Genomic DNA, 14,507 nt, shown 5'->3' with positions numbered 1-14,507 from the left:
GAGATCGGCCATGCAGCGAGGATGTCAGGGGTGCGAGCGCGAGGATGGCTTCCCCATGCCCTTCTCCATGGCCTTCCAGCCGATCGTCGACGCCCGGGGCCGCCGCATCCACGGCCATGAGGCGCTGGTGCGCGGGGCGGGTGGCGAAGGCGCCGGTAGCGTCCTCTCCAAGGTGGACGCCGACAACCGCTACTGGTTCGACCAGCAATGCCGCGTCAAGGCCATCGAGCTGGCGGCGCGCCTCTTCCCGGCCGGCGGAGGCACGCTTCTCTCCATCAACTTCCTGCCCAACGCCGTCTACGAGCCGCGCGCCTGCATCCGCCGCACGCTGGAAACCGCCGAGCGCGTCGGCTTCCCGCGCGAGTCCATCATCTTCGAGTTCACCGAGAACGAACCGCTCGACACCGACCACCTCCTGAAGATCCTGACCACCTACAAGGCGATCGGCTTCAAGACGGCCATCGACGACTTCGGCGCCGGCTACGCCGGCCTCAGCCTGCTCGCCCGCTTCCAGCCCGACATCGTCAAGCTCGACATGGACCTCATCCGCGACATCGACGCCGACCCGGCCCGCCGCGCCATCGTCGACAACACCCTCCGCATGCTCCGCGACCTCGGCATCACCGCCCTCTGCGAGGGGGTGGAAACGGAGGCGGAGTTCACCACGCTCCAGGACCTCGGCGCGCATCTGTTCCAGGGGTACTACTTCGGCAAGCCGGTGTTCGAGGGGTTGGGGGCGTGGGATAGTTCACCCGACAATGCCCAGGAACACCGCTAGGGCCCTGTTGACGCGGAGCATGAGGGCGTCGTCCGCCTGACCGACGACCGCGCCAACCTTGGCAACGGGAACGGCGACAATCTTGTCGATGGTGATTTGCGATGGCTGGCGCAGCCCGTTCGACGGCGAGGGCTGCACATCGATCCGAAACTGGTCGGCATCCGTGCGAAGGGTTGTCGTGAGGGGGCACACGACAACCGACGGCAACTCGGCAAAAAGGTCGCTCTGGACGACCAAGGCAGGGCGCGGTTTCCCATAATCGCCCTGCACGGCAATCAGAACGAACTGGCCGCGCTGCATCACGTCTCCGGCCATTCATACACGTCTTCAATGAAGCGCATCACATCATCGCCCGCCGGATCGCTCGCAGCAACGGCGCGCGCCTGCCGCCGGCAAATCTCGGCAAAGTCCGGCGAGCGCGTATCAGGCACCCAGATCTGAACAGGGCGCAGCCCAGCGGCCCGCATCCGCTGGCGATAGTTCGCCATGCGCTTTGGCGCCGGGACTGGTTCGTTTGTGGTTCGTGGCATGATCCGCCTCTGTTTCGTAACATGTTACGATGCTGCGGGGAGAATGTCATGAGAAAAGCGGCGGCCTTTTCGCACCGTGAATGCGAAGGTTCAAGAGGGGCAGCGCGTCATCCTGACCTTGGCTTCGGTCCAGCACATGTCCATCCTTCATCCCTGCACCCCGTCTTTCAAATCTGCACGCTTAAAACGCTTCAAGTTTGCGTCTATCTCGTCCGGGCAAACAGGGAGAGATGCCATGCCTTCCGAGAGAGACACGCAATCACTCAGCCAATCTACCTCCGTCGACAACATCACCCTCTGGAACGGCGTGACGGTGCCGCGCATCGGCCTCGGCACCTGGGCGGCCGGGGGGATGATGATCTGGCCGACCGGGCCGTCGAGCTACGGGTCGATATCGCCCGAGGACGCCATTTCCGGCATCCGCCTCGGCTATGACCTGGGCGTGCGCCTTTTCGACACGGCGGCCGCCTATGGCGCCGGCAACGCCGAGCTCCTGCTGGGCGAGGCGCTGAAGGACAAGGACGACGTCGTCATCGTCACCAAGTGCGGCTATATCGGCGACCCCGTCACCCGCGTCATCGAGCCCAACGATCTCAGCCCGGCCGGCATCCGCCGGGGCGTCGAGGGATCGCTCAGGCGGCTCGGCCGGCCCTTCGTCGACATGGTGCTCTTGCACCACAACGAGCTCGAGCTCGACATCGCGCGGCCGGTGTTCGACACGCTGGAGGCGATGCGCGGCGAGGGGCTGATCGGCAGCTACGGCTGGAGTTCGGATTACCCCCGCCTCGTCGCGGCCGTCGCCGACTATCCGGGCTTCACGGTGGTGCAGCACGACCTCAACGTCTTCGACACCTCCGAGGAGATGCTGGCGCTCATCGAGGCGCGCGGCCTCTACTCGATGGCGCGCATGCCGCTCGCCATGGGCCTCTTGAGCGGCAAATACGGCCGGCAGGCGACGCTCGGCGGCACCGACATACGCGCCAGTTCGGCGCCCTGGCTCAAGTATTTCAAGGCCGGCGCCGCCAACGAGGACTATCTCGCTATCCTCGAGAAGGTCGCGCCGCTGCTGACCGCCGATGGCAGGAGCCTGCCGCAGGGCGCGCTGTCCTGGATCCTCTCCGTCTCCGAGCGGACCATCCCGATCCCCGGCTTCACCTCGGAACGGCAGATCCGCGACAACCTCGAAGCGGTGCGCCAGCCGCGCCTGCCGGCCGACACCATGGCCCGCCTCAAGGAGATCGTGGCGGAGCTCGGCGCCTGAACCATACCGCCGCCCGCTGGAGCTTCCGGCGGGCGGCGGATATCGGCGAGCGGGCCTACCCCCGCGCGCCGTTCAGCTTGCCATCCAGCTCGGCTGTCCGCGCCTTTCCAAGGCCGGCTTCGTCGGCCCATCGCGGCCAGCGGGCGATCGCGGCCCGTACCTCGTCGATGATCCCTAGGGCCTCGCGTTCGGGGATCGAGGCGTCCTTTGCCACGGCGATGAGGTGGTCGCGGCCCGGATGGCGGCCTTCGCCGGCGATGGCCGCGCTGTGTTCGCCGGCCGGACCATCGGAAAAGGTGAGGTCATAGGCCGGAGCGAGCGTCCACTTGCCGCCGCCGTCCATCAGGAAGGCGTGGTTCTTGGCGTGGTCGTCGCGGTTGTGCGCCAGCACGTTGAACGTCATGTGGCGGAACATCCGCGCCACGTCCCGGCTGTTGCGCGTCAGCACGGCGGTCAGCTTGTGAAGGGCGCCGTAATCGAGTGAAGCCTCCTGGTGGCTGGCGTTGAGAAGGCCGCCGGCCGTGTGCATGTGCAGGCGGCCGCTCGCCGTTCGGTCGAAGCGCCTGGTCGCGAACAGGCGGTTGCCCCGCGCGGTCTTGATGACCGACGTCTGGGCCATCTCAATGCCGGCGTCCCGCGCCATCAGGGCATAGGCATGTTCTTCCACGGCGATATCGTCCCTGTCGCCGATGGCGCGGCCCTTGACCAGCCAGGACTCGAACCCCTCGGGCAGGCCGAGGCCATAGTCGAGACGGAAGGATTGCTTTCCTCCGTCGAGGCCGATCATGATCTTCGGTCTGGCGCCCGCCGAGCCGCCTTGCGCCGCCTGCAAGGCATCGATATCGGCGATCTCCATCTCGCCCTGCACGCGATCCACCTGCTCGACGAACCAGTCGAGATCGTCCTGTCCGCCCCGATCGTTCGGAAGCTCGGGCACGAAGACCAGCGCGCCCATGCCGTTGCCGCCCACCGCCGACAGGCGATCGATCGGGCTCACGTCGCCCGGTTTCGCGCCGATGTTGGCAAGCCGCCGGTCGAGCAGCAATCGCCCCCAGCCATCGGGCACGCTGTCGTTGAACAGGCCATGCAGCCCCTCGAACTCCCGTGGCACGGAGCGGGCGGCGGTGAGCCCGGCCCTGACCGGCAGGCGGAAGGGCGAGACCGGCAGCGGCGCGACAACGAAGCCGGGGGCATACTCGAAATAGGCCTGCCGCTCGTCCGCGCTCCACGCCAGCGTTCCGAGCTCGCGCCGCACACCCAAGAGGTTGAGCAGGACCTGCATTTTCCGGATGGGAGCGAATTTCATTTCCGGCGCGCCCTCTGCCTCACCGGACGGCCCACCACATCGTCAAGCGTCTTCACCGGCCGCGGCGGAAACAGCGCCTCGAACTCCGCTTCCGCCTCCAGGGCGAAGGCGATTTTCACGACGGCCTCGAAGGACGCCTTGCCCGTTTCCTCGAACAGCCGGAGCGACCCGTAGGACACGCCCGACCGCGCCGCCAGTTCGCGCTGCGTCAGATCGAGATCGAGGCGCCGGCGCTTCATGCGCGCTGCGACACCCGCGAGGATGTCCGATGGAGAAGTGAGGCTAAGTGCGAACATGATGGTTATTATAGGCGATTATCCGTTCTGTTGCTATCATAATAGCACTTAACAAAACACGATCTCGCCAGCTATGTACCCTTCCTGAAGCGAAGGGAGACCGATATCGACCTCGCGCCCTTTTCTGCCTGAGGTCCTGCGCCTGAAGCGCAGGATGACGGCGTGATAGCGAGGGGAGATCGTCCGGCAGCGGCGATCTGGATGTGCGTCAAGTATATGTTTTATATCATTTAATTGTCATCCTGCGCTTCAGGCGCAGGACCTCAGGACGAGAATGCGCTGCGGCTCCTATCATGCTCCCCGCACTCTCGCTCCCAACCCTCCTCCCCACCGCATTGCACCCCGCCCCATCCGTATATATCCTTGCCCTCACGCAAGGACGGCCTCCCCGTCAGCCGGCACCAGGAGGTTGCATGCGTTCTCTGCCCGACCGGATCCGCCACGTCATCAGCTTCGAGATCATCGGCCTTGCGCTGGTGACGCCCTTGGGCGCATGGGCCTTTCACCAGCCGATGATGGACATCGGCGTGCTCAGCGCCATCGTCGCCGTGGTCGCCACGCTGTGGAGCCTTGTCTACAACTACCTGTTCGACCTCGGCCTCCGCGCGGCGCGCGGCACCACCGCCAAGGGCGCGGTGATGCGGGTCTTTCACGCCGTGCTGTTCGAGGCGGGGCTCTTGGCCGTGCTGATGCCCTTCATCGCGCTCTTTCTCGGCATCACCATCTGGCAGGCGCTGATGATGGACATCTCCTTCGCGGCCTTCTACATGGCCTACGCCTTCGTCTTCAACTGGGCCTATGATCGGCTCTTCCCGCTGGCCGAGTGGCAGGTCGAGGCCTGACGCCGCCGGCACCCAAAAATTGAGAGACAAGCGATGTTGAGCGCCATCCACCGCACGTTCGGCGAACCGGCCGAGGTTCTCCTGTCCGCCGACAGCCCCCGTCCCGAGCCCGGCGAGGGCGAGGTGCGCATCCGGACGATCCTCTCGCCCATCCACAACCACGATCTCTGGACGGTGCGCGGCCAGTATGGCTACAAGCCCGAGCTGCCGGCCATCGGCGGCAGCGAGGCGGTGGGCATCATCGATGCCGTCGGCCCCGGGGTGACAGGCGTTGTGCCCGGCGCCCGCGTGGCGGCGGCCGGCGTCCACCAGACATGGGCGGAGTATTTCCTGGCGCCCGCTAAGGCGCTGGTGCCGCTGCCCGACGTCATCCCCAACGAGGCGGCGGCGCAGCTCATCGCCATGCCCTTCAGCGCCATCGCGCTGCTCGAGTTCCTCGGCGTCGGCAAGGGCGACTGGGTGATCCAGAACACCGCCAACGGCGCCGTCGGCAGGACGCTGGCCATGCTGGCCGCCTCGCGCGGCGTCCACGTCGTCAACCTCGTCCGCCGCGACGAGGGCGTCGGCGAACTCACGCGCCTCGGCATCGCCAACGCCGTCTCCACCGCCTCGCCGGGCTGGAAGGAGCGGGTGGCCGAGATCACCGGCGGCGCCTCCATCCGCGCGGCGGTCGATTCCATCGGCGGCGACGCCAGCGGCGACCTGATGCACCTTCTCGGAGACAACGGCCTCCTCGTCTCCTTCGGCAGCATGGCCGGCGAGCCCATGCGCATTCCCTCCGGCGCCACCATCTTCAAGCAGGCGGTGGTCAAGGGCTTCTGGGGCTCCAAGGTCAGCGCCGACATGGCGCCGGAGAAGCGCGCCGCGCTGATCGGCGAGCTGATGCGCCTCGTCGCCGCCGGCGAGCTGAAGCTGCCGGTGGAGGCGATCTTCGGGCTCGACCAGATCAAGGACGCCGTCATCGCCTCGCAGGCCCCCGGCAAGATCGGCAAGGTGCTTCTGCGACCATAATGCCAACTCGCGAAGATGCTTCGCATCCGCTCATTGAGCCATTGCCGATTTCTCATGTGCATCAGGGCCATGAGAAATCGGCAAGCGGAATACCAAGCCGCATTTTCAATGCGCTTGGTATAGCCCCCGCCTAAAGACCAGCCTTGCACAACCTTGGCGACATACCATTTAGCGCTGAGAGCATTGGGGGAAGGCCTTCCCATGACCCGCGTTCTTCTCGCCGGCGGCACCGGGCTGATCGGCGGCCTCGTGCACACCCGCCTCGACACCCGCCGCGACGTCGACCTCGTCAGCCTCGTGCGGCGCGGCTCGACCGCATCGGGCCATCAGGTGGATTTCGAGCAGCTCTGCGCCACGCCGGGCGCCCTCCTCAGTCCGCTCGCCCCGGAAGGGCTCGACATCGCCATCTCCTGCCTCGGCACCACCATCCGCAAGGCCGGCTCGGAGGCGGCCATGGCCCGCGTCGACCACGACTATGTGCTGGCCGTCGCCACCGGCGCGCGGGCGCTCGGCGCACGCCAGTTCATACTCGTCACCTCGGTCGGCGCCGGCGGTCCCGGCTTCTATCTCCGCACCAAGGGCGCCATCGAGCGGGCAGTGACCGACCTCGGCTTCGACCGGGTGGACCTCGTCCGCCCCGGCATGCTCATCGGCCACCGTGCCGAGCCGCGCCCCATGGAGGCCCTGGCCCAGCGCGTCTTCTCCGCCCTCACCCCGGTGATGGCCGGCCCGCTGTCGCGCTATGGCGCGATCACCGCCGAAACCGTCGCCGACGCCATCGTGGCGCTGATGGGTCGCTCCGGCACCGGCCGGCACGTCCACGAAAACGACGAGCTCAAGGCGCTGGCCCACGGCCACTGATCGGATCGGCACCAAGACTGATCGGCCGCGGCGCGCCGCCACCCCACGCGCCGCCTATCCTCAAGCCGTTTCAAAGCAAGAGGATAGCTGTCCATGAAAGCCCTTTACTGCGTCTCCGTCGCCGCGCTCGCCCTCTGGGTCTTGCCGCTTGCCGCCGCCGAACCGCTCAAGGTCGAGATCGGCGGGCTCGACGACGGTCGCCTCCCCGACAAGGCCGCCTTCTGCGCGCCGGAAAACGTCAGCCCCAAGAACGTCAGCCCGGAAGTCACCTGGTCCCCCGGCCCCGAGGGCACGCGCGCCTATGCCCTGGTGATGACCGACCCCGACGTGCCCCAGGACCTCACCCTCATCAACAAGCCCGGCACGGTGATCCCCGAGGACGCGCCGCGCATGACCATCCACCATTGGGTCCTGGCCGACATCCCCGCCGCTGTCACGACGCTTCCCGCAGGCGCCGAGAGCGAGGGCGTCGTGCCCCACGGCAAGCCGATCGGGCCGACGCCGCACGGCCTGCGCGGCGCCAACGCCTTCACGGGCTTCTTCACCGGCAATGCCGACATGGCCGGCACCTATGGCGGCTATGACGGCCCCTGCCCTCCACTGAACGACGCCCGGCCGCACCGCTACACCATCAGCGTCTACGCCCTCGACACCCCCACCCTCGGCCTCACCGGCGCCTTCGACGGCCCGGCGCTGGAGGCGGCCATCAAGGACCACGTGCTGGCCGAGGGCGCGGCGGTGGCGACCTATACGCTCAACCCGGCGCTGCGGGGCGCGGCGGCACCGTGAGCCGCGTCGATCACAGCGCCATGATCAGGATCGGATAGAGCGAGCCCACCAGCAGCAGCGCCATGGCGACGTTGAAGGCCCTGAGCCATGCCGGGCGGGCGAGGAGGCGCTGGAGCAGCGTTCCGAAGCCCGCCCAGGCGGCGACGCAGGGGCCGTTGATCAGCGTGAACACCAGCGTGACCACCAGAATGTTGACGAAGTAGCCGCTCTCCGGCGTGTAGGCGGTGATCGCGCCGATGGCCATGATCCAGGTCTTGGGGTTGATCCACTGGAAGGCCGCCGCCTGCAGGAAGGTCATCGGCTCGGCCCGGCCGGCTGCGCCGTTGACGCCGCCCGATCGGGCGATCCGCCAGGCGAGATAGAGAAGATAGGCCGCCCCGCCATAGCGCAGCAGCTCGTGCAAGAGCGGAAAGGCGACGAAGGCACCGCCGGCCCCGAGCCCCACGGCCAGCACCATCACCGAGAAGCCGAGATTGACGCCGAGAATGTGCGGAAAGGTGGGGCCGAAGCCGAAGTTCACACCCGATGCCAAGAGCATGGTGTTGTTCGGGCCGGGAGTGATGGAGGTGACGAAGGCATAGGCCGTCAAAGCGAGGATGAGGTCGAGCGTCATGAGCCACCTGTTGCATCAAGGGGTGGCGGCCAACCTAAACATGTGACACTATCGGGACAAACGAAATAGCGTCATGTGACACTTTTAGGGCCGGCCATGCGTCTCACCTCCCCCTGGACGCCGCGCCTTGCTGCCGAGGGCCGCCCCTCGGAACGGCTGGTCGCGGCCATCGCCGAGGACATCGCCGACGGGGCGCTGACCCGCGGCGACCGCCTGCCGCCGCACCGCGAACTGGCCTATCGCCTGGGCATCGGGCTCGGCACCGTGACCAAGGCCTATGCCCTCCTGGAGCGGCGCGGCCTGGTGCAGAGCGTGCGCGGGCGCGGCATGTTCGTGGCGGGGCTGGCGCCCCGGCCGGACGGCGTCATCGACCTCAGCGTCAACATGCCGCCGCAGATGCTGGACGACCGCCTGCTCGCCGCCACCCTCGCCGGCCTGGCGAGGCGGCTCGACGCCGGCACCTTCGCCGGCTTCATCCCGCCCGCCGGCCGGCCCGATCATCGGGCGCTGGCCGCAAGCTGGCTGGCCGGCCAACGGCTGGAGGTCTCGCCCGACACCGTCCTGCTCTGCAACGGCGCCCAGCACGCCCTGTCGGTGGCGCTCGCCACCGCCTGCCCTCCCGGCGGCCTGCTGCTGACCGAGGCCGCCACCTTTCCCGGCGCGCTGATGCTGGCCCGGGCGAGCGGCCACCGGCTGATCGGCGTCGATCTCGACCGCGAGGGCCTGAGGCCCGACGCGCTGGAGGCGGCCCTCGCCTCGCCGGCCGTGGCCGGCGCCGCGCCGGTGCTCTACGTCACGCCGACGCTCAACAACCCCACGGCCGCCACCATGGGCGCCCGGCGCCGCGAGGACATCGTTCGCCTCTGCCGCCGGCATGACGTCACCATCATCGAGGACGACGTCTACTCGCTGTTCGCCGCGCCCGACCTGCCGCCGCTCGCCGCGCTGGCGCCGGAGCGCACGCTCTATGTCAGCGGCCTGTCGAAAAGCGTCAGCCCTGGCCTACGCGTCGGCATGCTCGCGGTGCCCCCGCCATTCCTCGAGCGGGCGCTCTCCCGCCTCCAGGCCAGTTGCACCATGGCCTCGACGCTCTCCTCGGCCATCATGGCGGAGTGGCTCGGCGACGGCACCGCCCACTCGGTGGCCGCCTCCATCCGCCTCGACACCGAGCGGCGCCACGCCCTCCTGCAAAGCCTGCTTCCCATCGACCAACCCGACAGCGGCACCCGCGGCTTTCACGTCTGGCTGCCCATGCCCACCGACGCGGCGGAGCGGCTGGTGAGCAGCGCCGCCGCCCAGGGCGTCATTCTGATGCCGCCGCGCCTGCCCCTGGTCGACCCCTCCTCTCCCGAGGGCGGCGTCCGCCTCAGCCTCGGCAGCCCGCCGCTCGACAAGCTCAAGTTGGCGCTCTCCGCGCTCGCCGGCCTCGTCCATCCCGGCGGCGAGCGACGGCAGGGCGACCGGCCGGCCTATTGAGCGTCGTCCCACCGAACGGCGCTCTATTGAACGGAACCATCTCGCCCCCTCGCGCATTGCGTTTGCGGCCGGTCGTCGCGAGGGAGACATCTTGGAGATTTTCGGCTGGGAGATCGATCCGTATCCGGCGGCCATGGCCGCCGCCGGCCTGTTGATCGCGCTGGTCGCCTGGCTGCCGCTGGCGCTCCGCCGCCTGCCGCTGTCGCTGCCCATCGTCTGCCTGATCATCGGTGCGCTGATCTACGCCGGGCCGCTGCCGGCGCCCAACCCCTCGCCGGCCGCCCACCCCTATCTCACCGAGCGGCTCACCGAGTTCGTGGTTCTCGTGGCGCTGATGGGTGCCGGGCTGAAGATCGACCGCCGCTTTTCCTTCCGCGGCTGGCTCACCACCTGGCGGCTGCTCTTCGTCACCATGCCCTTGTCCATCCTGGCGATCATGCTCACCGGCATGGGCGTGCTGGGCTTCGGCCTCGCGGCCGCCCTGCTGCTCGCGGCGAGCCTTGCCCCCACCGATCCGGTGCTCGCCGCCGACGTGCAGGTGGGCGACCCCCTGGAAGGCAAGGAGGACACCGTCCGCTTCGCGCTCACCTCCGAGGCCGGGCTCAACGACGGCCTCGCCTTTCCCTTCGTGCACTTGGCCATCGCGCTCAGCCTCGCCGCCACCACCGGCGAGCCCTGGCTCGCCCGCTGGCTCGCCTTCAACGTGGTCTGGGAGATCGCCGGGGGCATCGCCTGCGGCTGGCTGGTGGGCCATCTCTTCGGCTGGGCCACCTTCAAGATGCCTGGCGACACGCTGGCCAAGACGGGAGACGGCCTCGTCGCCATCGCCGCCACCTTCGTCTCCTATGGCGTGTCGGAGATGGCCCATTGCTACGGCTTCTTCGCCGTCTTCGTCACGGCGCTGACGCTGCGCAACTCCCACCGCGACCACGACTTCCAGCGTGACATGCACGACATCACCGAGCAGATCGAGCGCATCAGCATGATGGCGCTGCTGCTCGCCTTCGGCGGCGCCGTCATGAGCGGCCTCTTCCGGGGCATCGGCTGGGCCGACATCCTGGCCGCCGCGCTGATCCTCCTCGTCATCCGGCCGCTCGCCGGCTACGTGGCGCTCGCCGGCTGCCACGCCAGCACCGAGGAGAAGCTCGCCATCGCCTTCTTCGGCATCCGCGGCGTCGGCTCCTTCTACTATCTCGCCTACGGCCTCAACCACGGTGAGTTCCAGGACGGCGACCGCCTCTGGGTGATCCTGTCGCTGGTCGCCCTCGCCTCCATCCTCCTGCACGGGCTGACGGTGACGCCGGCCATGCGCTGGCTCGACCGCCGGCATGGACGACCCGTGGATTAGAGCAGTTCCAGCAAAAGTGGGAACCGGTTTTGCGTCCGGAACTGCGTCTTGACAGAGAGATAGAGTTTTTCCGGCGAACCTGATTTCACCGGAAAAACTCTAGGCCGCCCGCGCCAGCCCATGGGCGATCAGCCGGTCGATCAGCTCGGCATAGCCGACGCCGCTCGCCCCCATCGCCTTGGGATACATGCTGATGTTGGTGAAGCCGGGGATGGTGTTGAGCTCGTTGACCAGGAAGCGCCCATCGGCCATCAGGAAGAAGTCGACGCGCGCCATGCCGTCGCAGCCGAGCGCCCGGAAGGCGCGCGCCGCCGTCTCCCGCATGGCCGCCTCAAGCTCGGACGGCAGATCGGCCGGCACCTTCAGCGCCGCGCCGGCTTCGTCGACATACTTGGCGTCATAGCTGTAGAAGCCGTGGCTCTCGGCCGGCACGATCTCGCCGGGACGGGAGACGAAGAGGCCGCCCGCCTCATCCTCCAGCACACTGAACTCGATCTCGCGACCCTTGATGAACTCCTCGGCCAACAGGCTATCGTCATAGCCGAAGGCCTCGGTAAGCGCCGGCTGGAACTCCTGGCTGCCCGACACCTTGCGCACGCCCACCGACGAGCCCTGCCGCGCCGGCTTGATGAAGATCGGCAGGCCCAGCTCGCGCTCCAGCGCCGCGAAATCCGCCGTCTCGCCGGCATGCAGCACCGCCTCGCGGGCGACGGGAATGCCGGCGGCCCTCAGCAGCCGCTTGGCGATCACCTTGTCAAGCGCCGTGGCCGAGCCGAGAATGCCACAGCCGACCAGCGGCACCCGCGCCACCTCGGCAAGGCCCTGCACCGAGCCGTCCTCGCCATAGAGGCCGTGCAGCACCGGGAACAGCGCGTCGATCCGGCCCGCCTCGCGAACCACGTCCGCCCCGATCGCCAGCATGCGCCCGCGCCCGCCGGGCACCAGCGCCAGCTCGGTGCCGCTCTCCGGCTTGGTCAGCGTCTTGCCGTCGAAGCGGCTCGCGAGCCAGCGGCCGTCACGCGTGATGAAGATCGGCACGGCCTCGTATTTCTCCGGCGACAGCGCCGCCATCACGTTGGTGCCCGACATCACGGACACCTCATGCTCGGAGGATCGGCCGCCGAACAGCACGGCGATGCGGGGTTTGGTGGGCTCTATGGTCATGGGCGCATCCATCGGTGAATCACGTCTTGCTCGATAGTGGCCCGACAAAACCTCATTATCCCATGGATTTAAAGGGCCACTGGAGCACCTGCCGATCAGGTTTTCTCAAACTGATCGAAAAGCGGCTGCTCCAGCAAATGACCTTGAACCTCCGCTGGACGACCAAATGTTTCAGTTTGGTCGACGAAGGCTCCAGGAGCGCCAGGGGAGCCACCTCGGCATGCGCCTCGGCCATCTCGGTATTCCCAGCGGGAAATTTCCAGCTCTTGCCGCCCCCTCGCTCCGCGCATATATACAGTTTAACTGTATATCCAGGAGCGAGAGCCCATGTCCGACGACATCAAATCCGTGGTCCGCCGCTTCAACGTCGAGGTGATCCAGAACGGCAATGCCCTGGCCTTCCAGGCGCTGATGGCGCCGGATTTCGTCAATCACGCCGCGCCGCCGGGCCGCCCCAACGGCCCCGAGAGCATGTGGGCCACCTTCGAGACCGTGCTGCGGCCGGCCATCTCCGAGCTCACGGTGACCATCCACGACCAGATCGCCGAGGGCGACAAGGTGACCACCCGCAAGACCATCTGCGGCCGCCACACCGGCGACCTCCTGGGCGTTGCGGCCACCGGCAGGGACATCTCGATCGACGTCATCGACATCGTCCGCGTGGAAGGCGGCCGCTATCGCGAGCACTGGGGCCTCAACACGCTGCAGGCGGTGCTCGCCTCGCTCAGGGCTTAGAGCATCATCCGACCGGAGTGAAACGAGGATCGACAAGATGACGCTTCACAAACAGGAGCTTAGGGCGCCGATCTGATTCAATCAGATCGAACAGCGCTCTAAGACAGCTTCTCGATCAGCCCGATGGCGGCGCGCAGCAGGCGCCGTTCCTCGCCCGTGAGCCGCGCGCCGATCAGCGCCGCGATCTCCAGCCGCCGCGCCGCGCGCGACCGCTCAAGTGCCGCCCGGCCCTTGTCGCTCAGCGCCAACAGATGGCTGCGCCCGTCCTCGGGGTTGGGGAGGCGCGTGACGAGGCCGCCCTCCTCGAGCTGCGCCACCACGAGGCGCATGCTCTGGTGCTTCACCCGGCGCTCGGCCGCGAGGGCGGCGACGCTCATCGGCCCCTGACGATCGAGGAGCGCCAGCGTTTCCGACTGCGCGCTGCTGGGCGTATCCGCCTGCCGCCGGACGCTGCGAACGAAGCCGCCCACCACGCGGCGAAGCTCCTCGCCGAGCGCCAGCGCCTCCGCCGTGGGTTCGTTGTCAGTGCCCGCCATCTCGCCAACATCCGCCGTTGTCCCAGCCCTGCTTACGCCGGGGCCGGCCGAAAGGCCACTCGCCATTTTCGGCTGTCACCGTCTCGCGCCACGAGAAACGGGTGTCTGGCTGGAGCCGGAATTTCCTATGCCGGTGCTCCCAACAACTGAAGGAGGGAACCATGGGACTTCTCGACAACAAGGTGGCGATCATCACCGGCGCATCCTCGGGCATCGGCCGCGCCGCGGCCTTCCTGTTCGCATCCGAGGGCGCGGCCGTCGTCCTCAACGCGCGCGGCGCCGAGGCGCTGGAGGCGGTGGCCGACGAGATCAAGAGCCGGGGCGGCAGGGCCAGCCTCGTCGTCGGCGATGCCGGCGATGCCGCCTGCAACGAGGCGCTGGTCGAGGAGGCGGTGAGCGCCTTCGGCGGCCTCGACATCGCCTTCAACAACGCCGGCACCGTCGGCGCCTTCAAGCCGCTGGCCGAGCTGACGCCGGGCGAATGGCGGGAGACGCTGACCACCAACCTCACCTCGGCCTTCCTGGCGAGCCGCGCCCAGATCCCGGCGATGCTCACCCGCGGCGGCGGCTCCATCGTCTTCACCTCGAGCTTCGTCGGCACCAGCGTCGGCCTGCCCGGCATGGCCGCCTATGGCGCCGCGAAAGCCGGGCTGATGGGCCTCGTCAAGGGCATCACCGCCGACTACGGCGCGAGAGGAATCCGCGCCAACGCGCTGCTCCCCGGCGGCACCGACACCGGCATGGCCGGCGATCAGGCCCAGAAGGACTGGGCCGCCGGCCTCCACGCCATGAAGCGCATCGCCCAGCCCGAGGAAATCGCCGCCGCCGCCCTCTTCCTCGCCGGCCCGCACGCAAGCTTCGTCACGGGATCGGCGCTCTACGCGGATGGCGGGAATGCGGCGGTGAAGTGAGGAAGGGGAGCGTGATATCAACCGCGGCACCTTCTCGTCCTGAGGTCCTC

General features: G+C 68.1%; 17 protein-coding genes. 10 read left to right on the top strand and 7 right to left on the bottom strand.

What is annotated here, in order from left to right; all coding sequences use genetic code 11:
* Positions 1–10 precede the first annotated feature (10 nt).
* Positions 11–778: an EAL domain-containing protein gene (locus CXZ10_RS17230; RefSeq protein WP_101290605.1), complete on the top strand. Its 768-nt coding sequence runs from the start codon at positions 11–13 to the stop codon at positions 776–778.
* On the opposite strand, the gene CXZ10_RS17225 is transcribed toward CXZ10_RS17230, so the two are convergent.
* Both CXZ10_RS17225 and CXZ10_RS17220 read right to left on the bottom strand, forming a co-directional pair.
* Positions 749–1,093, bottom strand: a complete 345-nt coding sequence (locus CXZ10_RS17225) for a type II toxin-antitoxin system PemK/MazF family toxin (protein ID WP_245412979.1) — start codon at positions 1,091–1,093, stop codon at positions 749–751. The two genes, CXZ10_RS17230 and CXZ10_RS17225, sit on opposite strands and share 30 nt — an antisense overlap.
* Entirely contained in the window at positions 1,078–1,266 is a 189-nt protein-coding gene (locus CXZ10_RS17220; protein ID WP_210199954.1) for an antitoxin MazE family protein, read from the bottom strand. The genes CXZ10_RS17225 and CXZ10_RS17220 overlap by 16 nt, the downstream gene beginning before the upstream one ends.
* Positions 1,267–1,543: 277 nt before the next feature.
* Between CXZ10_RS17220 and CXZ10_RS17215 the strand changes: the two genes are divergently transcribed.
* Positions 1,544–2,569 (top strand): aldo/keto reductase, encoded by a 1,026-nt coding sequence (locus CXZ10_RS17215; protein WP_180336055.1) that lies wholly within the window; start codon positions 1,544–1,546, stop codon positions 2,567–2,569.
* 55 nt (positions 2,570–2,624) lie between these two features.
* Here the strand turns inward: CXZ10_RS17215 and CXZ10_RS17210 are convergent, their stop codons facing one another.
* Together CXZ10_RS17210 and CXZ10_RS17205 are read right to left on the bottom strand one after the other, a co-directional pair.
* Positions 2,625–3,875 (bottom strand): type II toxin-antitoxin system HipA family toxin, encoded by a 1,251-nt coding sequence (locus CXZ10_RS17210; protein WP_101290601.1) that lies wholly within the window; start codon positions 3,873–3,875, stop codon positions 2,625–2,627.
* Entirely contained in the window at positions 3,872–4,171 is a 300-nt protein-coding gene (locus tag CXZ10_RS17205) for a helix-turn-helix domain-containing protein (RefSeq protein WP_244617279.1), read from the bottom strand. Before CXZ10_RS17205 ends, CXZ10_RS17210 begins: the two co-directional genes overlap by 4 nt.
* 413 nt (positions 4,172–4,584) lie before the next feature.
* Here CXZ10_RS17205 and CXZ10_RS17200 point away from each other — a divergent pair, with 413 nt between their 5' ends.
* The 4 genes from CXZ10_RS17200 (at position 4,585) to CXZ10_RS17185 (ending at position 7,674) form a co-directional block, all read left to right on the top strand.
* Positions 4,585–5,013 (top strand): PACE efflux transporter, encoded by a 429-nt coding sequence (locus tag CXZ10_RS17200; protein ID WP_101290599.1) that lies wholly within the window; start codon positions 4,585–4,587, stop codon positions 5,011–5,013.
* 33 nt (positions 5,014–5,046) lie between these two features.
* The gene (locus CXZ10_RS17195) at positions 5,047–6,024 is read left to right on the top strand and encodes a zinc-binding dehydrogenase (RefSeq protein ID WP_101290598.1); all 978 of its coding nucleotides are present in this window, start codon (positions 5,047–5,049) and stop codon (positions 6,022–6,024) included.
* A 201-nt stretch (positions 6,025–6,225) separates the two neighbouring features.
* Positions 6,226–6,885: an NAD-dependent epimerase/dehydratase family protein gene (locus CXZ10_RS17190; RefSeq protein ID WP_101290597.1), complete on the top strand. Its 660-nt coding sequence runs from the start codon at positions 6,226–6,228 to the stop codon at positions 6,883–6,885.
* A gap of 93 nt (positions 6,886–6,978) precedes the next feature.
* Entirely contained in the window at positions 6,979–7,674 is a 696-nt protein-coding gene (locus tag CXZ10_RS17185; RefSeq protein WP_101290596.1) for a YbhB/YbcL family Raf kinase inhibitor-like protein, read from the top strand.
* Between the two features lie 10 nt (positions 7,675–7,684).
* On the opposite strand, the gene CXZ10_RS17180 is transcribed toward CXZ10_RS17185, so the two are convergent.
* Positions 7,685–8,287, bottom strand: a complete 603-nt coding sequence (locus tag CXZ10_RS17180; RefSeq protein WP_101290595.1) for a LysE family translocator — start codon at positions 8,285–8,287, stop codon at positions 7,685–7,687.
* A 96-nt stretch (positions 8,288–8,383) separates the two neighbouring features.
* Between CXZ10_RS17180 and CXZ10_RS17175 the strand changes: the two genes are divergently transcribed.
* A complete protein-coding gene (locus tag CXZ10_RS17175; protein ID WP_101290594.1) occupies positions 8,384–9,763 on the top strand; it encodes an aminotransferase-like domain-containing protein in 1,380 nt (459 codons plus the stop codon).
* A gap of 91 nt (positions 9,764–9,854) precedes the next feature.
* Positions 9,855–11,111 (top strand): cation:proton antiporter, encoded by a 1,257-nt coding sequence (locus CXZ10_RS17170; protein WP_244617278.1) that lies wholly within the window; start codon positions 9,855–9,857, stop codon positions 11,109–11,111.
* A gap of 99 nt (positions 11,112–11,210) precedes the next feature.
* Here the strand turns inward: CXZ10_RS17170 and CXZ10_RS17165 are convergent, their stop codons facing one another.
* Positions 11,211–12,275 (bottom strand): D-alanine--D-alanine ligase family protein, encoded by a 1,065-nt coding sequence (locus CXZ10_RS17165; protein ID WP_101290593.1) that lies wholly within the window; start codon positions 12,273–12,275, stop codon positions 11,211–11,213.
* 327 nt (positions 12,276–12,602) lie between these two features.
* On the opposite strand from CXZ10_RS17165, the gene CXZ10_RS17155 reads away from it, so the two are divergent.
* Complete coding sequence (locus CXZ10_RS17155) at positions 12,603–13,010, top strand: ester cyclase (protein ID WP_101290591.1); 408 nt, start codon at positions 12,603–12,605, stop codon at positions 13,008–13,010.
* A gap of 98 nt (positions 13,011–13,108) precedes the next feature.
* Here CXZ10_RS17155 and CXZ10_RS17150 read toward each other — a convergent pair whose 3' ends face one another.
* A complete protein-coding gene (locus CXZ10_RS17150) occupies positions 13,109–13,546 on the bottom strand; it encodes a MarR family winged helix-turn-helix transcriptional regulator (RefSeq protein WP_101290590.1) in 438 nt (145 codons plus the stop codon).
* A 161-nt stretch (positions 13,547–13,707) separates the two neighbouring features.
* Between CXZ10_RS17150 and CXZ10_RS17145 the strand changes: the two genes are divergently transcribed.
* Positions 13,708–14,457, top strand: coding sequence for an SDR family oxidoreductase (locus CXZ10_RS17145; RefSeq protein WP_101290589.1), 750 nt, complete (start codon positions 13,708–13,710; stop codon positions 14,455–14,457).
* Positions 14,458–14,507 lie beyond the last annotated feature (50 nt).

Source organism: Pleomorphomonas diazotrophica (assembly GCF_002844595.1).
In the GTDB taxonomy this organism is placed as follows: Bacteria; Pseudomonadota; Alphaproteobacteria; order Rhizobiales; family Pleomorphomonadaceae; genus Pleomorphomonas; species Pleomorphomonas diazotrophica.
Note: the sequence above shows the minus strand (reverse complement) of the source record. Positions and strands in the feature narration are given on the sequence as shown.